19 protein-coding genes are annotated in these 21,428 nt (G+C 58.3%); 11 read left to right on the forward strand and 8 right to left on the reverse strand.

What is annotated here, in order from left to right:
• Positions 1-131: 131 nt before the first annotated feature.
• Both AC50YL_RS19225 and AC50YL_RS19230 read left to right on the forward strand, forming a co-directional pair.
• On the forward strand, positions 132-758 hold the full coding sequence (locus AC50YL_RS19225; protein ID WP_494833963.1) for a stalk domain-containing protein: 627 nt from the start codon (positions 132-134) through the stop codon (positions 756-758).
• 140 nt (positions 759-898) lie between these two features.
• Positions 899-1,651: a MerR family transcriptional regulator gene (locus AC50YL_RS19230; RefSeq protein ID WP_494833965.1), complete on the forward strand. Its 753-nt coding sequence runs from the start codon at positions 899-901 to the stop codon at positions 1,649-1,651.
• Positions 1,652-1,764: 113 nt separating this feature from the next.
• Here the strand turns inward: AC50YL_RS19230 and AC50YL_RS19235 are convergent, their stop codons facing one another.
• The 4 genes from AC50YL_RS19235 to AC50YL_RS19250 form a co-directional block, all read right to left on the reverse strand.
• Positions 1,765-2,448, reverse strand: coding sequence for an NAD(P)H-dependent oxidoreductase (locus AC50YL_RS19235; protein ID WP_494833967.1), 684 nt, complete (start codon positions 2,446-2,448; stop codon positions 1,765-1,767).
• Positions 2,449-2,866: 418 nt separating this feature from the next.
• The gene (locus tag AC50YL_RS19240) at positions 2,867-4,177 is read right to left on the reverse strand and encodes an ankyrin repeat domain-containing protein (protein ID WP_494833969.1); all 1,311 of its coding nucleotides are present in this window, start codon (positions 4,175-4,177) and stop codon (positions 2,867-2,869) included.
• Between the two features lie 274 nt (positions 4,178-4,451).
• Positions 4,452-4,946 carry a DinB family protein gene (locus tag AC50YL_RS19245; protein ID WP_494833971.1) on the reverse strand — a complete coding sequence of 165 codons (495 nt, stop codon included), beginning with the start codon at positions 4,944-4,946 and terminating at the stop codon, positions 4,452-4,454.
• 174 nt (positions 4,947-5,120) lie between these two features.
• The gene (locus AC50YL_RS19250) at positions 5,121-6,047 is read right to left on the reverse strand and encodes an ArsR/SmtB family transcription factor (RefSeq protein WP_494833972.1); all 927 of its coding nucleotides are present in this window, start codon (positions 6,045-6,047) and stop codon (positions 5,121-5,123) included.
• Positions 6,048-6,228: 181 nt separating this feature from the next.
• On the opposite strand from AC50YL_RS19250, the gene AC50YL_RS19255 reads away from it, so the two are divergent.
• The 6 genes from AC50YL_RS19255 to AC50YL_RS19280 all read left to right on the forward strand — a co-directional run bounded on the left by AC50YL_RS19255 (position 6,229) and on the right by AC50YL_RS19280 (position 13,760).
• On the forward strand, positions 6,229-8,058 hold the full coding sequence (locus AC50YL_RS19255; protein WP_494833974.1) for a cache domain-containing sensor histidine kinase: 1,830 nt from the start codon (positions 6,229-6,231) through the stop codon (positions 8,056-8,058).
• Positions 8,055-9,554, forward strand: coding sequence for a helix-turn-helix domain-containing protein (locus tag AC50YL_RS19260; RefSeq protein WP_494833975.1), 1,500 nt, complete (start codon positions 8,055-8,057; stop codon positions 9,552-9,554). The genes AC50YL_RS19255 and AC50YL_RS19260 overlap by 4 nt, the downstream gene beginning before the upstream one ends.
• A 90-nt stretch (positions 9,555-9,644) precedes the next feature.
• Positions 9,645-10,979 (forward strand): ABC transporter substrate-binding protein, encoded by a 1,335-nt coding sequence (locus tag AC50YL_RS19265; RefSeq protein ID WP_494833976.1) that lies wholly within the window; start codon positions 9,645-9,647, stop codon positions 10,977-10,979.
• Between the two features lie 79 nt (positions 10,980-11,058).
• Complete coding sequence (locus tag AC50YL_RS19270; RefSeq protein WP_494833977.1) at positions 11,059-11,940, forward strand: carbohydrate ABC transporter permease; 882 nt, start codon at positions 11,059-11,061, stop codon at positions 11,938-11,940.
• On the forward strand, positions 11,937-12,761 hold the full coding sequence (locus AC50YL_RS19275) for a carbohydrate ABC transporter permease (protein WP_494833978.1): 825 nt from the start codon (positions 11,937-11,939) through the stop codon (positions 12,759-12,761). The genes AC50YL_RS19270 and AC50YL_RS19275 overlap by 4 nt, the downstream gene beginning before the upstream one ends.
• Positions 12,762-12,797: 36 nt before the next feature.
• A complete protein-coding gene (locus tag AC50YL_RS19280; RefSeq protein ID WP_494834450.1) occupies positions 12,798-13,760 on the forward strand; it encodes a glycosyl hydrolase in 963 nt (320 codons plus the stop codon).
• Positions 13,761-13,862: 102 nt separating this feature from the next.
• On the opposite strand, the gene AC50YL_RS19285 is transcribed toward AC50YL_RS19280, so the two are convergent.
• From AC50YL_RS19285 to AC50YL_RS19300, 4 genes are all read right to left on the reverse strand, one after another.
• Positions 13,863-14,249 carry a hypothetical protein gene (locus tag AC50YL_RS19285; RefSeq protein ID WP_494833980.1) on the reverse strand — a complete coding sequence of 129 codons (387 nt, stop codon included), beginning with the start codon at positions 14,247-14,249 and terminating at the stop codon, positions 13,863-13,865.
• A gap of 61 nt (positions 14,250-14,310) precedes the next feature.
• Complete coding sequence (locus tag AC50YL_RS19290) at positions 14,311-14,682, reverse strand: GntR family transcriptional regulator (protein ID WP_494833981.1); 372 nt, start codon at positions 14,680-14,682, stop codon at positions 14,311-14,313.
• Positions 14,682-15,335 (reverse strand): ABC-2 transporter permease, encoded by a 654-nt coding sequence (locus AC50YL_RS19295; RefSeq protein WP_494833983.1) that lies wholly within the window; start codon positions 15,333-15,335, stop codon positions 14,682-14,684. Before AC50YL_RS19295 ends, AC50YL_RS19290 begins: the two co-directional genes overlap by 1 nt.
• Complete coding sequence (locus AC50YL_RS19300; protein ID WP_494833985.1) at positions 15,328-16,182, reverse strand: ABC transporter ATP-binding protein; 855 nt, start codon at positions 16,180-16,182, stop codon at positions 15,328-15,330. The genes AC50YL_RS19295 and AC50YL_RS19300 overlap by 8 nt, the downstream gene beginning before the upstream one ends.
• A gap of 389 nt (positions 16,183-16,571) precedes the next feature.
• Here AC50YL_RS19300 and AC50YL_RS19305 point away from each other — a divergent pair, with 389 nt between their 5' ends.
• The 3 genes from AC50YL_RS19305 to AC50YL_RS19315 all read left to right on the forward strand — a co-directional run bounded on the left by AC50YL_RS19305 (position 16,572) and on the right by AC50YL_RS19315 (position 21,414).
• Positions 16,572-19,037 (forward strand): galactose-binding domain-containing protein, encoded by a 2,466-nt coding sequence (locus AC50YL_RS19305; protein ID WP_494833987.1) that lies wholly within the window; start codon positions 16,572-16,574, stop codon positions 19,035-19,037.
• A gap of 438 nt (positions 19,038-19,475) precedes the next feature.
• On the forward strand, positions 19,476-20,507 hold the full coding sequence (locus AC50YL_RS19310) for a helix-turn-helix transcriptional regulator (RefSeq protein ID WP_494833989.1): 1,032 nt from the start codon (positions 19,476-19,478) through the stop codon (positions 20,505-20,507).
• A 115-nt stretch (positions 20,508-20,622) separates the two neighbouring features.
• Entirely contained in the window at positions 20,623-21,414 is a 792-nt protein-coding gene (locus tag AC50YL_RS19315; protein WP_494833991.1) for an SDR family NAD(P)-dependent oxidoreductase, read from the forward strand.
• Positions 21,415-21,428 lie beyond the last annotated feature (14 nt).

Raw genomic sequence — 21,428 nt, forward strand, 5'->3', positions numbered from 1 at the left:
TATAATCTTGGCGTTACCAAAAGTTTCTATAAGGAAGGATGAAGAGGGAGTTTATGAAAAAGAAGTTGGTTTTTATGTTCATTGCCGCTACCCTTACCAGCTCTGTTGGATCCGCTTATGCAGCAACTAATTTGGAACCGATCAAGGCCTTTTTCAACAAGAGCGCAACGTTCGTATTGAATGGCGAGCTTTGGCAGCCTAAAGACGGCAACGGAAAAGCAATGTCGGCGATCGTGTACGACGGAGCGAACTATCTGCCGGTTCGCGCGTTGTCCGAAGCGCTGAAAATACCGATCAAATACGATGCCGCCAGCCAAAAAGTATACATCGGCGCGGTACCTGGAGAGAAGACGCCGATTTTCGCCATGCCGATGCAGATCGACAACGTCTATGCCGTGCTGACCAAAGACCCCGCGGAGACGAAAGTGAAGGATAAGCAGTTCAAGCAGGTATTGAAGATCGACCAGTACGGCGACATCGTCTTCACGATTGACCGCCAGTACAAGAAACTCGTATTGGATGCCGCCGTCATCGAGCCGGGCGAACACGACGTGGAATTCTCGCTCTATAATGCGGCGGAAGAAGCGGCCAATACGGCCACGACCGTTCTCGAGATGCAATCCGTGAGTCCGAAAGACGACGTCAAGCGGCTTACGTTCGACGTATCCGGTCTCGACAAAATCAAAATTCATGTCCAAAGCCATAATTTGAATCCTTATATATATGCGAGAATCTTAGATACGTCTTATTTCGAATAATCGGAACAGAATTTTGCCCAGAGGAGCCGCTTCATTGCGGCTTCTTTTTTGTCGGGAAGGTCAATGGGTTTCATGGGCAATCGGTCTTGACACTCCTCTTAGGGAAGACTTTAAACTACGGGAGAAAGGAGGGATGAGCGATGTTATACACCGTAAAGGAAGTATCCGAGATTTCCAACGTGACGATCAAGACGCTTCATCATTATCACAGGATCGGCCTTCTGTTGCCGGGCAAAGTAAGCGAAGCCGGATACCGGCTGTACGGAACGAAAGAGTTGGAACGGCTGCAAGAGATTCTTTTTTACAGGGAGTTGGATTTTCCTTTAGAAGAAATCAAGCGAATCATGGAAGAACATGCGGACCGGCATTCCATTCTTGCGCAGCAGGAAAAGCTGCTTCTGGCCCGTAAACGAAGGCTGGAAACGATCGTTCAAACCTTAAGCGATTCCATTGCATGTGAGAAGGAAGGGAAAACCATGGATAACACGGCTATGTTCAAGGGCTTCGAGAACGAAGAAGAGTGGAACGGAGCGCTGGCTGAGCAAAATCGGTATTTGAAGGAAACGTTCGGGGTGGAGCCCCTTGAAGTTGCCCTGGCGGATGTGCGGGAAATGAATGAACAGGCGCTTGAAGCCATGACGTTCATGAATGGGATGGCAGCTTCCTTAAGGGAAGGAACGAAGCATAGCGACGAGCAAGTTTTCAATAGGATTCGCCGCCACCTTGATTTTATGAATAAACACGGACATCAAACGTCGGCCAAGGAATTCGCGGCGCAGACCCGATTCTTCATGAGTGACGACTTTCATCTGAAGATGTTTGAAGATCAGCAAACCGGGTTGGCTTATTACCTCTCCGCAGCGGCAGAATCGTTCGCGGGCGCGAATCCATAAGGCAGCCGTGGCGCCGAACGATCCGCAACGAAAAAAAACCGAACCGCCGGCGGTTGGGGGGCCGCTGACGATTCGGGGGAGTCGTTGTTTGATGGGGTCTTGGGAACGGGCGTTTAGAAATGTTTCGCGGCTTCGCGGGCTCTCGCGATCGCATTGGCTTTGATTTCTTGCGCCTTGTCGGATTGCGCGGCCATGCCTTCGACGTATACGGCTTCGAAGCTAGGGACGCCAAGGAACTTCAAGACGGCGTCGAGGTGGCGGTGAGCCATCTCGAAGGACGCGTATCCGCCTTCGGACAGCACGCTGCCGCTGGCTTGGATATGGAATGCTTTTTTGCTGCCAAGCAGCCCGACAGGGCCGTCCGCCGTGTATTTGAAGGTTTTGCCCGCCACGAAGACGGAGTCGATGTAGGCCTTCAATACCGGCGGATAAGAGAAATTCCATACCGGGTTCACGAAAACGTATTTGTCGGCTTCCACGAACTGGTCAGCCAATTCGCCCAACCGGCCGACTTTGGCTTGCTCGGCGGCGGTCAGCCCATCGAATGCCGTACCGGACTGCAGTTTGTTCCAAGCGCCGAAGATTTCATTGTCCAGGTAAGGGATTTCGGCTTGGAACAAGTCGAGATGGAACACTTGATCGTTCGGATTGGCTTCGTTGTAAGCGGCCAAAAACTGTTCGCCGACCGCAAGGCTATAGGAGTTCTCGATCGTGCTCGGATGAGCCGTGATGTACAGGACCTTTTGTCCCGGCGTACCGGAAGAGCCTGCGAATAGCGTATTCAACTTGTTTAACATGTTTGTGCACGTCCTTTTGGATGATGGATTGCCGAATCAAAACCGAATAAATGCGCAAAGGCTATGATGTTCTTGCTTAGTCGCGGGATCAATCAACTCCTGTCGAAGCGCGCGTCAGATATAAAACGACACTATAGGACGATCTGTGACAAATGAGACGCGAGATGCGAAGCGCCGTGAAACGAAGCCGCATGCCAAATCCTGCCGGTCGACCCCATCGTAGTCGAGGTGCCGAAGGGGAGGCGCAGCGTGTGATCGGGCAATTGCCGCAAGGCCGGGCTGATATAAAATTGGCCAAAACGAAGCAAGAGCCGTTTGCGGAAGCGCAAACGGCTCTTGGTCGTGCCTCAATGACATAAACCATCATTATAAAGTTGCGCAGGCCGAGCGGCTGCAGCATTAACCGGTAGAGGCAGCGTCAGCCCGCTGCTCCGTGCGCGATGAGCAGCTTCCGAACGCTATCGCTTCCGGCCGCGCGATCGGGCACTCTCGCTCCCGCCGCGATAAGCATCGCCGCTGCCCCGGCATAATCCCCGGCAGCATCTTGGAGGTGCATCGATCCCCAGATGCAGCTGTTGAGCGGCGCGCCGCCGAATTCGTTCTCCGCATCGACGGATGCGCCGCGGGCAAGCAGGAACCGGACGATGTCGAGATCGCCTCGGCTGGCGGCCGCATGAAGGGCCGTCGACGAACGGGGACCGCGCCGCGCATCCACGCGGAATCCGGCCTCGAGCATGGTGCGGACCGCATCGAGCCGGTGATCGCCAGCCGCATCGACGAGCAGCGCTTCATCCTCGGGCGGCAAGGAGGCGACGAGATTCCCGTGCGCCGCCGTTATCGCGCGGACGGCTTCCGCATCCGCATTATAGCAAGCCAGCAAAAGCCGCTGCTCCGGCGAACTATGCGCGAGCATCGCGTCGACGAGCTCGCGGCGGTTCAAGCGTTGGGCGAGCATTAACGGGCGCGCGAACGGACCGATTTTGTAGACGTATATGTGGCCGCCGTCCGAATCTCCGGAGGTGAAGGGCCCTTTGCCGACCTGCGCACGCGCGGCATTCGGGTCCGCTTCGAGGATACGGCGCAGCATGGCGGCATCGTTCAGCATGCACGCGATAAAAACATCCGGCTCCGCGCCCCGCTCGACGAGATACCCGCATGTGTCCGGATCGTTCACGGCCCATTGCGCGGGCGTGCTGCCATGATCCAAATCCCGGATATCGATCTCCGCGCCGCGAGATAGCAGAAAATCGATGACCTGGCGATCCTTGGCAAAGTGCAGCGGGACTTGGCCGTCGGGACCGCGCCGATTCACGACGGCGGGATCTTCCTCCGCCGACCGCGCCAGCGTCCCGATCATCCCCAGCGCGGCGGCGGCATGGACGTCGACATGGGCGCCGCGTTCGATCAGGTAACGCGACAGCGCTTGATGGTCATGGTGCAGCACGCCGAAGCCGCCGGCCCACCATTGGCTTCTCGCATTGATGTCCGCCCCGTGCGCAAGCAAGACGTCGACCATCTCGCGATCGCCTCTCGACGCCGCAGCGACGATCGCCGGACTATCGAAGGCGAAGCAGGGAACGTCGATCAAGGCGCTCAGCCATGGATGCGTTCCGAACAGCCGTGCCGCCGATTCGGCATCCCCTCGGTCTATCGCCTGCATCATCTGCCTGGCGGTTTCTTTATCCGGATCGTTCAAGGAATCGAGTGCTTTCCGCTGTTCTGCGTCCATTGTCATTTCCTCCAATTGCCTCTATTAATCGCTTCGCAATCGCGATTCGAACTATTTCGTCAGCGGATTCCGAACTCCTTCATGCGACGATCTCTAGCTGCGTGCCGTCACTGCGGATAAGCGCATATGACGAAGATCACCATGAAAAAAGGAGCGCAAAGCCGTCTCCGGTTACGCTCCTTTTTCATGACCGCCGCACCTTGGTGATGGCGAACGTTTCAATCGAAATGGCTCTGCTTGCTATCCCAAGCCGCGCATCGGCTTCGATCGTTCGTCAAGCTCGATCGTCGGCCGAGGGACCGTACATGCCCGGAACCGGAATGTCGAGCAGCCGCAGATAGACGCCGAGCTGCGCCCGGTGGTGGATCATGTGGCTTATTCCGACGGTACGGAAAGCGGACGCCCGCGGCTGGCGGAGGATAATGCGGTCGCCGTGGCGCAGCGTCCATTCTTCGCCCAACGATTTCTCGTCGCATTCGGCCATCAGCTTTTCCAGTTTGCCGACGCTCGCGTCGAACTCCTCGAGAAACTCCGAGCGCTTCTGCAACGCCTCGCGCCGCTGCGGCACGGTCGAAAGATCGAATTCCGGGTACTGGAACATCGCGACTTGCCAGTTCACCAGGTTGATCAGATGCGTGGAGAGCCCCCCAAGCGTCATCGATTTCTCATGCGGTTTCCAGGCCATATGCTCCTCGGGCAAGCGTTCCAGAACGCGGCGAGTAGAGGCCAGCTCATGCGCGGCATCGCCGATAATCAGTTGTTTCGTCATCGATTCACTCCTCCCTTTCAAAGTAAGCATACTATAAGCCTGTCCGAACGCAAAGGATTTGATTGCCATTCCGATCATTCCGCATGGCTCCGGACATGCTCCCGGAGGTCTGCCCCGTTCGGAGAGGTTTATGTATCGCGAACGCCGGGCTCGAAGCGAGCAGGCGGGCCATGGTTATTCCGCCGGCGGCGGCTTTACCGAGTACGCGCGGAACAGGATGTCTTGATTGTAATTGCCGAAGCCTTTGCCGAACAGCGTCAAGCCGCCGATGTGCCGGGCCGCTTCGTCGACGGAAAGGCGCAGGCTCCACTTGGTGCGGTCGACGGGAATGTCGCCCAGCACGATATCGGACAGGCGTTGGCCGTCGATATAAGTGCCTCGATTATCGATGCGGATCACCTTCAACAAGCCGTACTGATTGATATCGTTCCGCCACCAGCCCGGCGCGTACTTGCCGCGTCCCTGCCCGAAGTCGCCGGGGCTCGTCCAGCAGCCGAGCTCGATGCCGTTCAGCAGGAACCGAATATCAGAGGGCCAATTGTCGTTATACCCCGGCGCCTCGGAAGCCAGCTCCAGCGAGATTTCGACGGCTTCGATCCGCTCCGAGGCCGGCGCGTAATTGGGAATGTCGTACTCCACGTAGCCCTGCCCGAACCAAAGGATGCCGGCCGTTACGTGCTCGGGGTCGTAGAAGTAGCGGGGATCGTCGAACTGGCCGATGATTTTCTCGGTCGAAGCCATGCCGCAGGTCGGACGGATCTCGAATCGCGCGTAATGGCCGACGGGGATGCTGATCTCGCTCGTCGATCCCGCCCTGGACTTGGGCTTGGGAAGGGCGATCTCGATCATGTCCTCCGCGAGCATGTTGATTTTGTGCGTGCCGCCGTCTTTGCGCGTCATCGCCGACCGGACAAGACCGGCTTCCTGAAGCTTGCGGACATGCATGGAGACGATGGCGGGGCTCAGGTTCAGCCGCTCCGCGATGCGCTTGTTATTGAGCGGCTCTTCGGCCAGCAGGCGAATGATCTCCAGCCGGACGGCGCTTGCGAGCGCCTCGAACAGCGGCAGATGGGCGGTCTCGGCGACAGCTCGAATGGTCATGGTCGTATCCTCTTCTCTCGTGAGATCAATCCGAATGCGAATTCAGGCAGCGCTGATTCGGCCGAAAAGAAACCGCTTGCAGCCCGAATACAATCATTCTATTATAAATTAAGCCATATGTGAATCCGACTCTTCAAACGTGAATTCAAAAAATGAAGAACCGCAGGAGGTATCCGATTCCTTGATCCGTACGCGCAATCTTCCGTTTCGCTCCATGGCGCGCAACACGATCATCCGCCAGGTACTGCTGTCCTATCTCGGCCTCAACATGCTGCTGCTGTGCCTGCTCGGTTATTTGACCGTCAGGGATTCCTCGGCCGCGATCACGCGCGAAGTGACCGCCTCCAGCTACAAGGTCATGGAGCAGGCCGCGCTCGGCTTCGGCTTTAATCTGAGCGAGGCCAAGCGGCCGCTCGTGCAGCTCGCCGGCAATTACTCCGTCATCTCCTTGATGAATCCGTCCCTCAAGCTGACGTATGCCCAGATCATCCAGCACGAGCGCAACCTGTCCGATCTCGCCTACGGCGTGGCGAACTACCAATCCCTGATCAGCGATATCCTCATTCTGGGCAAGAACGGCTACGTCAACAACCTGGACGGCCGCAAGACGCTGCAGTGGGATTACAGGTTCGACACGCAGCGCTGGTTCCGGGAGGCGGTAAGCGTGAAGCCCGAGAAAGGTTTCCTGACGCTCGGCGTCCACAAGATGGATTATTACCTGCCGGGCAATTATTCCAAATATAACCGCAACACGCTCTCCATCGCGATTCCGATCCGGGATTACTTCGGCGCGACGATCGGGACGGCCATCGCCAATCTGGATCTGGCCAAGATCAACCAGCAATTCGAGCTCAGCTCCTACCAGAGCGGCGAAACGATTTTCATGGTCGACGACAACCAGACGATCATCGTGCACAAGGATCAGGACAGCATCGGCCGCAAGCTGGCTTTCCCGGGGATCGACCGGATCTACCGCGCCGATTCGGGCAGCTTCGTCTCGCGGATCAACGGGGAGCAGCGGCTGGTCATCTTTCACGCGACGTCGGAAAGCAAGCTTCGCCTGATCTCGACGATACCGATGGCGGTGCTGAAGGCGCAATCCGATCCGCTGCGCGGCAATCTGATCGGCACGCTCTATCTGTGCCTGATGTTCAACGTGCTGATCGCGATTCTTATCGCGGTTCGCCTCTCTCGCCCGTTCACCCGGCTGCTGCAGACGATCGACCGCATGGCCGAAGATTCGCTGTTCGTCGTAGCCAAAAATTTTCGTTACCGGGAGCTGAACCTGATCGGCAACAAGTTCAAGGAGCTCGTCGCGCGGATCGAGCAGCTCGTCAAGCAGAATTACGTATCGGCGATCGCCATGAAGGAAGCGGAGCTGAAGAGCCTGCAGGCCCAGATCAATCCGCATTTCCTGTTCAACACGCTGCAGGCGCTGCAGACGGAGATCGTCTGCGGCAACACGGAGGACTCGAACCGGCTTGTACTGTCGCTCGGCGCTCTTCTTCGCTACTCGATGAAGCAAGCTGAAGAGCTGGTGGAGCTCGAGCGCGAGCTGCAGAATATCCAGGATTACCTGTACATCATGAACATCAAATACGACAACCGGATCGAAGTGGTATACCGGATTCCGGAGCCCGACGTGCTGCGGTGCCGGACGGTCAAGCTGACGCTCCAGCCGCTCGTCGAGAACGCGATCGTGCACGGCTTCGGCGAGAATCCGGACGGTGCCCGCATCACCGTAACGATCAAGCGCGCGCGGAAGGGCGTATGCGTCAGCGTCGAGGATACGGGCAAGGGCATGACGGGCGATGAACGGCGGACGCTGGTTTGCCGGCTGCGGGAAGGCGATCCGGAGGGGGGCATCGGCCTGCGCAACGTGCATGAGCGAATCAGGTTGAAATTCGGCGGGGATTACGGCGTTCGCGTGCGCTCGGCGGCAGGGGCGTACACCCGGATCATCATCGTGCTGCCCGAGACGACGGACGAGAGACGGGAGGGAGCGGCATGAAGCTGTTGATAGCGGACGATCAGCAATCGGTGCACCGGTTTCTGGAGAAAATGATCGATTGGCCGTCGCTCGGCATAACGGATATCCGGCATGCCTATAACGGAAGGGAAACGGCGGCGCATGCGGCGGACTTCGGGCCGGATCTGCTGATTCTCGACATTCAGATGCCGCTTGCCAGCGGGCTCGACGTCCTGCGGTCGATCAAGGAACTGCGGGCGAAGCCGAAAACGGTGATCCTGTCCGCATTCGATACGTTCGAGTACGCCCGGGAAGCGATCGGGCTGAACGTGTCCCATTATCTGCTGAAGCCGATCGACGCGGATCGGCTGAGGGCGATCATGGCCGAGCTCGCGAGCGACGCGAGAGAGGGATTGAAGGAACGGCTGGCCGACGCCGCGGCCGGAGCGGTGCTGGCGGTACCGGGCAAAGAGCCTGATTGGGCCGGGATCGAGGCCGCGCTCGCCGCGCTCGGCATGGAGCGGATCGCCGCAATCGCCGTGCATGGCGACGGGGCGGACGACCCGGCCGGCGGCGACGTTCGGACGGTGCCGCTGCCGCGGCTGAGCGCGGGCTCGGAACGGATCATGCTGGTAGGCACGTCCGGGGAGCGTAGCGAAGCGCGGATCGCTGAATGGGCGGAGAGACGGTTATCCATTATGCGGCAGGCTTGCGGACCGGCGGCTTCGCTCGGGCTGAGCGGGATCGGCGCGAAATGCCGGGACATTCCGAGCCTGGTCGAACAGAGCAGGGCCGCCTTGCGGCGCGGCTTCTACCTGCCGGGCGCGCTTCACGCGTACGGCAGTATCGTCCTGGAAGACGGGCCGGAGCATCGTCGCCGGCTGCTGGAGATGGAACGCTCGGCCGAGCGAAAGCTGCTGGAGGGCTATCCGCCTGCCGCGTTCCGTCAGGAGCTGGCGGCATTATTCCGTCTGCTCCGCGAGCATGAGGTCGAGCCGGCGCTTGCGTACCAGTCGACGTACCGCTTCCGGCTCCTGATCGGCCGGCTGGCGGCGCCGGCGGACGGCGACGACGAGACCTTCCCTTCCCTGACGGAATGGACGGATCGCCACGGCACGCTGGCGGAGATCGAACTGGTCCTCTCGGAGCTGCTCGAGAGGGATTGCCGCGCGAAGGGAGCGCGGTCCGCGGAGCCGCTTGCCGGCATCAAGCGATACATCGACGCGCACTGCAATCATGACCTGTCGCTGCAGGCCGTGACCGACCGCTTCGGCATCGACCGGTTCCAGATCAGCCGCCAGTTCAAGTCGGCGTTCGGCGAAAATTATTGGCATTACGTGACGCGCGTCCGCATGGAGAAGGCGGCGGCGCTGCTCAAGGAAACCGATTGGAAAAACGCGCGGATCGCGGAGCGGACCGGCTTCCTCGAAGAAAGCCATTTCAGCAAAGCCTTCAAGAAGCACTACGGCGTATCGCCGAAAGAATTCCGCCAGGCAGAGGCGAGCCCGTCTCGGACCGACGCGCAACGATTGCCATGAATGCGCGCAACGATATCAATTAACCCGCCCGCCGGCTTCGCTTACAATATCTATTGAAAGCACTTACATGACAAGGAAGGGGTCTTGAATATGAGAAGGTCGGTATGGTTCGCGCTGTCGGTGACGTTGTGCCTGTCGCTGCTGGTCTCGGCATGCGGCGGGAACGGTAACGCCGGCAACGGCAATGGCGCCGCAAACGGCAATGCGGCAAACGGAGGGAACACGGACGCCGAAGGCAACGGCGGCACGGACGCGGGGACGAGCGGGGAGAAGGTCAAGCTGAGCTTCCTCTCGTGGAACAACGAGCAGGAAATGAAGCCGCTGCTTGACGATTTCACGAAGAAGAACCCGAACATCTCGTTCGACTTTCAGAACACGCCGCCGGTCAAGGATTACATCGCCAAGCTGCAGACGATGCTGTTGTCCGATTCGGCGACCGATATCTTCGTCATCGCGGCCGAGAACCGCAACGAGATCATCGACGGCGGCTATGCGCTCGACCTGACCAACGAGCCGTTCATGACGGGCATGCTGGAGAGCAACAAGCCGATGCTCAGCAAGGACGGCAAGACTTACGCGTATACCCAGACCGGCTGGGTAGGCGGCATTTTCTACAACAAGGATCTGTTCGCCAAAGCCGGCATCGACTCGTTTCCGCAGACATGGGCCGAATTCTTGGACGCCTGCAAGAAGCTGAAGGAAGCGGGCATCATCCCGATCTACGACAACGTCGGCGATCTGCCTTCCATTCTCGGCGCGCTGTACGCCAGCATCACGTTGTCGAAGGATCCGCAGTTCGACCAGAAGATCTTCAGCGGCGAAGCGACCTTCGAGCAGGGCTGGACGGAGCCGCTCAAGCACTGGAACGAGCTGGTCACGAACAAGATCGTCACGCCGGACATGATCGGCTTGACGGCCGATCAGATCGTCAACGAATTCGCGACGGGCAACGTCGCCATGTTCCAAGGCGGCCCGTGGAATATCAACACGCTCAAGACCTCCAATCCGGACCTGAAGTTCGAGATGGCGCCCGTACCCGGCCTCAATGCCGGAGAAAGCTGGTATGCCGGCGCGCCGGGCGTCGGACTCGCGATCAACAGCAAGACCAAGCACAAGGAAGAAGCGATGCGGTTCCTGACGTACGTCGCGTCGCGGGAAGGCTTGCAGAAATTCGAGGAAGGCAGCGGCGCGATCATTACCGCGCAGGGCTACGAGAGCAAGGTGGACCCGTCCATCGAGACCGCCTACAAGGAAGGCTTGCTGAAGGGCAAAGTGTATCTGCCGATGGTCGCCTGGCCGCGTTATCAGGAGGCGCTCCGCAACCAGACGGTCGTCTCGCTGCAGGATCTCGTCGTCGGCAAGGGCACGCCGGGGGAGGTCGCGAAGACGCTCGACAAGAAGTTGAAGGAAATGGAGAACAAATAACGCGTACGGGGAGGAGGGCGACGGGGCTGCCCCGTTGCTCCCCGTGCTCTCCGTTGCTCGAGAGGAGGCATCCGCGCGGATGAAATGGATGAAGCAAGTCCAGTTCCAGTTGTTTCTAGTACCGATTCTGTTCTTCTATACGGTATTCAGCATCTACCCGCTTATCAAATCGTTCGTGCTCAGCTTCACCGATTTCAACGGCTACGCCAAAGGGTACAATTTCACCGGCTTGAAGAACTACGCGAAGATTTTCTACGACGACGCGATCGTGTCGGGGATCTCGTTTACCTTGATCTACGCTATCGCCACTTCGGTTCTGATCACGGTGCTCGCCATTCCGCTGGCGCTGATCCTGGACCGGAATTTCGCCACGCGAAACCTGCATCGGGCGATCTTCTTCTTCCCGTCGATTCCAAGCGGCCTGCTGCTTGCCTATATCTGGGGCTTCATCCTATCGCCGATCTCCTCGGGCGTGCTCAATAAGCTGCTGAAGACGCTGTTCGGCATCGGCGCCCAGCCGTGGCTCTCCGATCCGACGCTCGCGAAGCTGTCGACCATCCTGGTGACGGCATGGGCGGCAGCCGGTTGGCATGCCGTGCTCTATCTGGCGTTCCTGCAGGGCATATCCAAGGATTACTTCGAAGCCGCGGCGATCGACGGCGCGAACCGCCGGCAGATCATCCGCCATATCACGCTTCCGCTGCTCGCGCCGGCGATGACGGTCAGCGCGATGCTGCTGCTGACGGGCGGGCTCAAGGTATACGAGATTCCGTTCGCGCTCACGAAGGGCGGACCGGGCTTCGAGACGCATACGATCACGCAGGTCATCGTGCTGCGGGGCATCTCGGAGACGCAGTACGGATTGGCGTCGGCCATGGCGATCGTCTTCTTCCTGATCGTGCTCGCCATCACGTACTTTCAGGTCACCTGGATGCAGAGAAGGGAGTCGCGGATGTTATGAGCGATCGCTTGAAACGAAACTGGCTGCTGGATCTCGTCATGCTGCCGATCTCGGCCGTGATGTTCTTCCCCTTCTACCTGATCGTCATCAATACCGTGAAGAGCCAGCAGGAGACGGCGATGAACCCGCTCGCCCTGCCGAAGCACTGGGATTTCTCCAACTACGTCAACGTGTTTCAAGAAACGCCGCTCTTCCGCAGCTTCGGCAACAGCCTGTACCTGACGGTCGTCTCCGTGCTGCTGATGGTGCTGATCGGCGCGATGGCGGCATACCCGATCGTGTATAACGAGAACCGCATGAACCGGCTGATCATGGCGTATCTGCTGGCCGGCTTCCTCATTCCCTTCCAGACGACGCTGATTCCGCTGTTCGAGCTGATGACGGATTTCCATCTGATCAATAAGCTGTGGGGGCTGATCGTGCTGTACATGGGAGGGGCGGTATTCGTCTTCTTCCTGATGATGGGGTACATGCGGACGATTCCGCGGGAGCTGTCGGAGGCGGCCATCATCGACGGCTGCAGCGTGTGGGGGATCTTTTGGCGCATTATCTTCCCGCTGCTGAAGCCGATTACCGTGACGAGCATCGTCTATCAGACGATGTGGATCTGGAACGATTTTCTGGCGCCCATGCTGTTTCTCAATTCGAGCGACAAGGCGACGCTCGTCGTCCAGGTCTATAAGGCCAAGGGAGAATTCGCCGTGAACTGGCCGATGTTCATGACGCTGACGGTTATCGTGCTGATCCCGATCTTCATCTTCTTTATCGTGATGCAGAAGCAGATCGTCAAGGGGATCGTGGGCGGCGCGGTGAAGGGTTGACGGAAGAGGCGTTACCGCAGCGGCAATCAAATTGAAATCGAGGGAGAAAAATGGAGGGCGATCATGACAAAGGCACCGTTATTTCGCGATCCGATCCAAGACGGCGCGGCCGACCCGGTCCTGATCTGGAACCGGCAGGCTGCCGAATGGTGGATGATCTACACGAACCGAAGGGCGACGGCGGAAGGGCCGGGCTTTGCCTGGGTGCATGGCACGGACCTCGGCGTCGCGTCGTCCGCGGACGGGGGAGGCAGCTGGACGTACCGCGGCACGCTGCCAGGCTTGGATTTCGAGTGGGGGCGCAACACGTTCTGGGCGCCCGAGATCATCTGGCACGACGGGCGATACCATATGTATGTCAGCTATATTCAAGGCGTGCCGGACAATTGGCCGGGGCATAAGCGGGAGATTCTGCATTACACGAGCTCGGACCTGCTGGCTTGGACGAGGCACGGCGCGCTTTGCCTGGGCTCGGACAAGGTGATCGACGCCTGCGTGCATGCCCTGCCAGCGGGCGGATTCCGGATGTGGTACAAGGACGAAGCCAACGGCTCGTTCACGTATGCGGCCGACAGCGACGATCTCTACGCGTGGCGGGCGATCGGGCCGGTCATCGCGGAGCGGCCGCACGAGGGGCCGAACGTCTTCCGGTTCAAGGGCCATTACTGGATGATCGTGGACGAGTGGTGCGGCCAGGGCGTCTTCCGCTCGAACGATCTGACGGTATGGGAGCGAACCGGCATGATCCTGGACACGCCCGGCACGCGGGAGGAAGACGGCGCGATCGGGCAGCATGCCGACGTCGTCGTGCAAGGCGACGAAGCGTGGATTTTCTATTTCACGCATCCGGATCGCGGTGCGGCGCCGGCCGGTCAGGCGGAGCAGGTTTACCGGACGCGCCGCTCCTCCATACAGGCGGCGCGTCTCGACGTAGTTGACGGGTTGCTGACCTGCGACCGCGACGCGCCGTTCGAGCTGCATCTGCAGCCTGAAGCCTAAGCTTTTCCGGCCGTCGATTAACAGCATCGCCAATCGAACAGGGCACTCATTCAGCCCGCGCTGCGACAGCGCGGGTAGTGTTAGGCTGCCTGCAGTCGAACATTACGCCCTGCTAACCGATTTCATCGGCGAGGCGTACAAAGCGCGCCCGACGAACAGGCCTCCGACGGCAAACATAATCGACAGCCAGATTCCGATCTGATCCGTGGCTATATGCGACGGAAACATAATATTCAAGGTGACTTTCAGAGCGACAAACACGATAAGCGTTCCAACCACATAGAGGATCCGCTTGCCAGATCCGATTTTTCCTTGTTCTTTTTGAGCGATAGCCCACCCTTGAATTATCCCCGCCAAAATGCCGATTACGACGCCTACCGACAGCAAAATCCATTCAATCGTACCAATGCTGCTCATCGTAATCGCCCATGCGATCCCGGCAACTAGCAGCAACGCCCCGATGAAGAATGTTTTATCGCCTTTTTTCATTGCTCTCCCAACCTTTCCGTATGCATTGCTCAGAAATGAGTAACGAACCGCAGCGCCTTGTTCAAGAGGGATACACCTTCTTCAACAGCTCGAACACTTCATCCATGGTCAGGCCGAAGGATCTGTAGTAGGAGGTATCGATCGCCATTTGCTTCATGACCATTTCGTTGCGTATTCGCAGCATCTCCTCAGGCGAGAATTCGGCCACGAAACATCCTTTGCCGGTCACCGTATGGATCAAACCGCATCGTTCGAGCTCTTCCCACGCTTTTTTGATGGTGATGATGCTAATGCGAAGCTCTTGGGCCGCTTGGCGAATCGGCGGCAAACAGTAACCGCTCCCCAACTCGCCTTTCAGTATTTGGGCGCTGATCTGTTCGAACAGCTGCTGATAAATCGGTTTCTCGCTGCTGCTTGTAATCGCGATATTCATTAAATCTCCACTTTCTGAAATCGTACGACCGCGATTCGATAAGCAATCATTGTGAGAGCGAGGAAGATCAGGATTCCTCCGATCAGGATGGAAGTCTGCAGCGCCGCATTGTCTGCGCCGTCACCGTTGAAAATGTCGGCTATACGTGAACTCTGGATGCCCAGCCACTGCGCGACGCCGGCGAATACCATCGCAAAGCCGATGGATACGACCGCCGCTCCGCCGTATTTATACGCCGTCTTGTAATACATCGGAATAAAGATCAGGTTGAACAGCGCGAGCATGACGAAGCACAGTCCCCAGAAGCCCATGTGCGGCGCGAAGAAATAGTAGGTCAGATGCGGATACAAGCGAAGCGTTATCATGCCGAAGATCATGGCGATCACGATATGCAGCAATTCCAGGATGACGATGACGGATACTCTTGCGCGCACCATGTCTTTTTTGGTTACGGGCAACACGGCGGTGAACATCAAATCGTTCTGCGATCGAAAGCCGCCAAACATATTCGGTATCGTAATCCAGCAAAAATACAACAGCACGAGGAAATAAATCCAACCCGGAACGAACATCAAAGCGCCTGTCAAAAGCGGCATGATGAAGTACATCGGATTCACGCCTAATTTCAAGTCCTTCATCAACAAGTTATACATGCGCATCCTCCTTTTTCGCGTAATAGATCATGATTTCCTCGAGATTCGGCGTGGCCGATTTAATATCGGAGGAAGGGTCGAAGTCCTCGGCACGGATTAATCCGGTAAAGCCGAATGAATTGGTTTTGTACGATATCAAACGATCCTTCACCCGGCCCAGCTGGCTTTCGCTGCCGTTCAGCAAGCGGTAGGAGGTTACGAAGGCTTCCTTGTCCGCGCTTTTGATCATTTGTCCGTTATCGATAAAGGTGATGAAATCCGCGCATTTTTCCAGATCGGACGTGATGTGGGTCGAGAAAAGAATGCTGATCTCGCCGTCCGCCACCAGCGATTGAAAAACATCCAATAAATCGTCTCTTGCGACCGGATCGAGTCCGCTCGTAGGCTCGTCGAGGATGAGCAGCTTGGCGCCGCGGGACATGGCAAGCGCCAAATTGTACTTCACTTTCATGCCCGTGGACAATTCGGCAATCTTTTTCGTTTCGTCCAATTTGAATCGTTTCAGATAGCCGTAATAGAGTTCTTCATTCCAGTTCTTGTAAAACTTCTTGATGACGTCGGTCAAGGTTTTCACTTTGCTCCGCGTATAAAAGTCGATGCTTCCGAAAGCGAATCCGATTTCTTGTTTCAGCTCGATTTCGTGTTCGGCGATGTTCTTGCCCAGAATCCGGACCTCGCCTCCGTCGGTATGAATCAGGTTCAGGATCGATTTGATCGTGGTTGTTTTACCCGCCCCGTTGGCACCGATAAAGCCCATGATATAGCCTTGTTCCAGTTGGAACGATACGTTATCCAGTTGAAAACGCGGATAATGCTTCGTTAAATTTCGAACGTCCAATGCCAGCATGTCATGCCTCCTCCGAATATTGTGTATGTTGTGCATACACAATATAGCATTGAGGCGGTTTTGAAGTCAACCGCCTCTTCGCCTTTTTTTTCGGGCGAGAAAAGACCCCTATGTGGCCGCGATGCGCGACCTGATGGGACAGTCGGCTTGGCGAAATCGGCAAGCGGAGTAAAGCTTCGCGGGCGGGACCGGCGACGGATGCCGCGTCGATCCCGAGAAGCAGGCTCGCATGAAACGCGCCGGGAATGCTAATCCGGACAGAGGGGTACCTCGGACTTAAGCGTCATTGGGTCCGAGGTACCTTTTTCCTTTTTAGGCGAATTTTCGGATCGTATTCCTAAGGATATCCGGTGACGGGGACGATAAGGGAAGAAAGGAGGTTAGAACGGATGAAAATGCGGGTAAGGGTAATGGTTAGGACTTTGTTGGCGTTCATGACGGCATGGGCCGCCTTGGCGGCGTTTATTCCATTCGATCAAGTTCGAGGTGAAGGGACGATGCTCAAGACAGGCAATTACGTATACAGCGCCGCTCCGGACGGCGGCAATTCTCCGGACCTGCGGGCGACCGGCCTGATCGCTTCGGCGAACGGGGTATTGTACGACGGTACCGAGGCCTATGCGGGCTGGATGGGGAGAGCGAAGTCGCCGGCGACGGTGCACGTGGTCATCGATTTGCTCCGGGACTATCCCCTCGACCAATTGCGGCTGGTATTGAATTCCCCGAATAAATACTGGGGCTTCAAGGACTTGACCGTCAAATACCGTCCGGAGGCGGCGACGGGTTATTACATCGCGACGCGGCATATCAGGCAGGATACCGGATTGAACTACGCGGTCGTCGTGCCGATGGCCGGCAAGACGGCCAGGTTCATCGTGCTGGACATCACGCGCACCCAGGCTTTTCAGCATATTCCGCTGACGGAAGTCGAGATCACGCGCGGCACCGGCACGCCGGGGCAAAATCCGAAGCCCGCTTTCACGGCGGAGCAGCTGAAGGGCGAGCTGAACAAGGACGCCCTGTTGGCGGACCGGTTCGGCCAATGGATGAACGATGCCTGGCCGGGCAAGATCGCCTCCGACGCGCAGCTGCGGCAAAATTACGCGGACGAGGCCGCCGCCCTGGCGAGCGTCGCGCTGGACCCGGCGCTCTACGATCCCTACGGCGGCGTCAAGCGCATCGGGAAGTACGATAGTACCGGGTTCTTCAGGCTGCAGCGGATCGACGGCAAATGGTGGTTCGTCACGCCGGACGGCTATCCCTTCCTGCTAAAGGGGGTGGACGCCGCCAGCTTATGGGATGCCGGGTACAGGACGCCGACGCTTAAGGCGGACGGCACGCCGAGGCAAATCTTCGAGCAGCTGCCCGACAAGTCGCTCTACGGTCCGGCCTACACCAAGGACGAGAACGGCGAATACGTCAGCTTCATCGTCGCGAACGCCATCAAGAAATACGGCAGCGACTACGAGGCCAAATGGGAGGAGATCACGCGCAAGCGTCTGATCTCCTGGGGCTTCAACGCCTTCAGCAAGTGGACGAAGCCGAAGAACGTCGCGTTTCCTTACGTTCAGGTGCTTCAGGACCCGACGAACCTGAGAAGAATCCTATGGTCGTACGACGTATTCGATCCTCAGACCGCCCCGATCATCGAGAACGCGCTGAAGGCGCAGCTGCAAAACGCGCGCAACAGCAAATGGCTCATCGGCTATACGTACGATAACGAAGCCGGCTGGACGACCGACATCGTCAAGCAGCTGCTCGAGTACCGGGCGGACTCTCCGGCGAAGGTCGCCTTCGTGGATTATCTCGCCTCGCGGCACGGCGGCAATCTCGCGACCGTCAACCAGCTGCTCGGAACGAACGCCGCCTCGTTCGACGCGCTCAAGAACACGCCGATCGCGATCGCCAAAGTGCCCGCCGCGGACGTATCGGGCTATATCACCCTGGCCTCCGGCACGTATTACGCCATGATCCGCGACATCCTCAAGCGATACGACCCGAATCACTTGTTCCTCGGCTCCAATATCGTCCCTACCTGGCGAACGAGCCTGGATTGGGACCGGGGGGCCATGCCGTACGTCGACGCCTTCTCCGTGGACAGCTATACGCGGGACGGCAGCTGGATCGACGAATACGAATCGTTCGGGAAGCCGCTGCTGAACTTGGAGCATTCCTTCGGCATGTCCGACCGCGGACTGTCGTACATCAGCGCCCCGACGAAGACGGCCGGCATCGCGGAGCGGGGAGAAGCGTACCGGGCATTCGCGGAAAGCCAGGCGGAAAGCCCGCTGTTCGTCGGCTCTGGCTGGTACGCCTATTACGATCAGCCCGTCACCGGACGCGCGGACGCCGAAAGCTATAACGTAGGACTCGTCAATCAGCAGGATCAGCCTTATGCGGACATGGTCGCCATCATGAAGCAGGCGCACGCCGGGTTGGAGAACGTCCACCTGTACGGCAAGGATCTCGCCGTCAGCGGCCCGACCGCAGCCAGCTCGTCGATGATGACCTCGCTCGGGTCCGGGAACGCGGTCGACGGCAACGGCACGACGCGCTGGGGATCGAGGTATACCGACAACGAGTGGATCTATGTCGATCTCGGCGGGGTCAAGACGGTGAACCGCGTGTGGCTGAGCTGGGAAGCGGCCTATGCGAAGGCGTACAAGATTCAGGTATCGAGCGATGCCAAGACGTGGACGGACGTTTACGAGACCGCCGCGGGCGACGGCGGAATCGACAATATCGCGTTCGCGGCGAAGAGCGCAAGGTATGTGCGCATCCTCGGCTTGAAGCGGGGATCCGCGTACGGCTATTCGTTATGGCGTTTCGAGGTATATGGGCCGCCCTCTACTTGAGCGGACCGCCCCTTACGGGCGGGGATCGCCATGGGCGGGGTATCGCCATCGGGGCAACGCGAAGCTTTCCGCATCGCGCATTCCTGCCGCGGTTGCCGCGAATAGGGTTTGTCAGCTACGAATAGGATCGTCATTAGAAGGCCGCGAATTCGCGGCTTTTTTCTTTTTTGCCGTAGCCTCCAATTAATCGCCAAGAAGATGGTCTCGACCGGTATCGGTTTCGGCTGCGGCAGCCGGAAGCGTAAGCGGATCCCGGAGACGGCGGAACGCTCAAAGCGACACCGTCCGGAAACGTACGTTCACTTGCTTGCCGGGACTTTTTGCGATAAGACGCGTCGGGCAAGTATAATGGCACATACCTGCATCGACCGCAGCATGGGGATACTGTTAGCAATGCCGCCCCGGTTGCGGCGCGACCCATACAAGGAGGACGTCCAGATGACAACGCATGTCGCTGACCGCATCAAGATCCCGCCGGGATTCTGGGCGGGATTACGCGAATTGGGGCTGCCGGCGCATGAAGTCATTCGCCGTGCGGGCCTGCCGCTCGCCGTCGTGAACGAGCCGGCAGGCGTTTCCTCGGCGCACTATTTCGCGCTCTGGCAGGCATACGCCAATCTCTCCCCGGATGTCGCCCAGGCCATAATTCGGTTATCCACCGCATACGATACCGCGCAGTACCCGCCGTCCGTCTTGGCGACATACCATGCGCGCGATTATCGCGACGCGCTGTCCCGAATGGCTCGCTATAAACAAATGTGTCCTCCCGAGCGTCTGATGATCGCCGAGGAAGGCGAGAACTGCACGATCGATCTGAATTGGCAGTCAGGCGGGCAACCCGGTCCGCCGGTGCTGGCCGGAATCACGCTGGCGACGCTTCTGGAGCTCGGCCGCCGGGGGACCGGGCGACGCGTGACCGCGAAGCTTGTCGAGTTCTCCCAACCCATGGGAGACGTGCAGGCGCTGGAAGCATACTTCGGCGGTCGGGTTCTGACCGGCGCGAAGCGCAACCGGTTGACGCTGCATCGTAGAGATCTGGATCTCCCGTTCGTCTCGTACAACGAAGAGCTGCTGGAGATCCTGACTCCCGCGCTGGACCGGACGTTGGACGAACGGCAGCGCGGCCGCTCCGTGATCGAGACGGTCGACTGGATCGTGAAACGCGGCTTGGCGGGAGGACGCCTGGATATACAAGCTGTCGCCGGCGAGCTCGGACTGAGCGATCGTTCCTTGCAGCGCCGTCTTGCGGACGAGGGCACTAGCTTCAAGCGGCTGTTGACGGAAGCGCGGCACGAGCAGGCGTTGGCGTACCTGCAGGACCCCTCGCTCGAAATCAAGGAAGTTGCATTTCTGCTCGGTTACGAGGATCAGAACTCTTTCTACCGCGCCTTCCGAACATGGGAAGGGGATACGCCGGCCCATTGGCGTTCCGAACATTCGGCTCGCCACGAAGATGCGACGAATCGTTGATTTGGCGCGTGCGGCAAGAACGATGGCGCGGCAGGCTAGTTACCGAACGATCCGGACAAGGTACGATAATCCCTATGCAGCACGGCTGCAGCAGACACGCGAGGAGTGATCGAAGATGGAGATGGGATTAACGAACAAGCTTGCGCTCATAACCGGATCGACGAAAGGGATCGGCAAAGCCATTGCCATCGAGCTTGCCCGGGAAGGCGCGCATGTCCTGATCAACGGGCGCAACCATGAAGAGGCGGAACGCGCGGCGCATGAAATCAAACAACGATTTCCGGACACCGACCCCCGGAATGCGGCCGCCGACATCGCGGATTCGAAGCAAAGAGAAGCTTTATTCGAGAAGTTCCCCGACATCGATATTCTCGTGAACAATGCGGGCATCTACGAGATCATGGCGTACGAGAACGCCGACGACGACGTTTGGGAGCGGTACTTCCGCACGAACGTGCTGGCCGCGAACGGGTTGGCCCGTTATTATCTTCCCCGCATGTTGAAAAACGGCAGCGGCCGGATCCTCTTTATCGCCAGCGAGGAGGCGGTGATGCCTTCCGGTCAAATGCCGCAGTACAGCATGACCAAATCGATGCTGTTGTCCTTGTCCAAAAGCTTATCCAAGCTGACGGCCGGAACGGAAGTGACCGTCAACGCGATCATGCCGGGCCCGACGCTCTCCGAAAACGTGCATCGAATCATCGAGGGCCTGTTTACGAACGATATGTCCTTTGAGGAGAAAGAGCAGGCATTCATGAGGACCAATTTGCCTCAATCGGAGATCAGGCGGTTCATCCGGCCGAACGAGATCGGCAGATTGGCCGCGTTCGTATGCAGTCCTTATGCTGCCGCGTTCAAAGGCTCTCCGATCCGAATGGACGGGGGAATGGTCCCGACGATAAGCTAAAGCGGTCCGGCGCC

Source organism: Paenibacillus sp. J22P277 (assembly GCF_059383675.1).

Excerpts from the sequence above, each read along its gene's own strand:
- AC50YL_RS19230 (WP_494833965.1), top strand. The coding sequence starts at position 899 with ATGTTATACACCGTAAAGGAAGTATCCGAGATTTCCAACGTGACGATC.
- AC50YL_RS19235 (WP_494833967.1), bottom strand. The coding sequence starts at position 2,448 with ATGTTAAACAAGTTGAATACGCTATTCGCAGGCTCTTCCGGTACGCCG.
- AC50YL_RS19240 (WP_494833969.1), bottom strand. The coding sequence starts at position 4,177 with ATGGACGCAGAACAGCGGAAAGCACTCGATTCCTTGAACGATCCGGAT.
- AC50YL_RS19245 (WP_494833971.1), bottom strand. The coding sequence starts at position 4,946 with ATGACGAAACAACTGATTATCGGCGATGCCGCGCATGAGCTGGCCTCT.
- AC50YL_RS19250 (WP_494833972.1), bottom strand. The coding sequence starts at position 6,047 with ATGACCATTCGAGCTGTCGCCGAGACCGCCCATCTGCCGCTGTTCGAG.
- AC50YL_RS19260 (WP_494833975.1), top strand. The coding sequence starts at position 8,055 with ATGAAGCTGTTGATAGCGGACGATCAGCAATCGGTGCACCGGTTTCTG.
- AC50YL_RS19265 (WP_494833976.1), top strand. The coding sequence starts at position 9,645 with ATGAGAAGGTCGGTATGGTTCGCGCTGTCGGTGACGTTGTGCCTGTCG.
- AC50YL_RS19270 (WP_494833977.1), top strand. The coding sequence starts at position 11,059 with ATGAAATGGATGAAGCAAGTCCAGTTCCAGTTGTTTCTAGTACCGATT.
- AC50YL_RS19275 (WP_494833978.1), top strand. The coding sequence starts at position 11,937 with ATGAGCGATCGCTTGAAACGAAACTGGCTGCTGGATCTCGTCATGCTG.
- AC50YL_RS19285 (WP_494833980.1), bottom strand. The coding sequence starts at position 14,249 with ATGAAAAAAGGCGATAAAACATTCTTCATCGGGGCGTTGCTGCTAGTT.
- AC50YL_RS19290 (WP_494833981.1), bottom strand. The coding sequence starts at position 14,682 with ATGAATATCGCGATTACAAGCAGCAGCGAGAAACCGATTTATCAGCAG.
- AC50YL_RS19295 (WP_494833983.1), bottom strand. The coding sequence starts at position 15,335 with ATGTATAACTTGTTGATGAAGGACTTGAAATTAGGCGTGAATCCGATG.
- AC50YL_RS19300 (WP_494833985.1), bottom strand. The coding sequence starts at position 16,182 with ATGCTGGCATTGGACGTTCGAAATTTAACGAAGCATTATCCGCGTTTT.
- AC50YL_RS19305 (WP_494833987.1), top strand. The coding sequence starts at position 16,572 with ATGAAAATGCGGGTAAGGGTAATGGTTAGGACTTTGTTGGCGTTCATG.
- AC50YL_RS19310 (WP_494833989.1), top strand. The coding sequence starts at position 19,476 with ATGACAACGCATGTCGCTGACCGCATCAAGATCCCGCCGGGATTCTGG.
- AC50YL_RS19315 (WP_494833991.1), top strand. The coding sequence starts at position 20,623 with ATGGAGATGGGATTAACGAACAAGCTTGCGCTCATAACCGGATCGACG.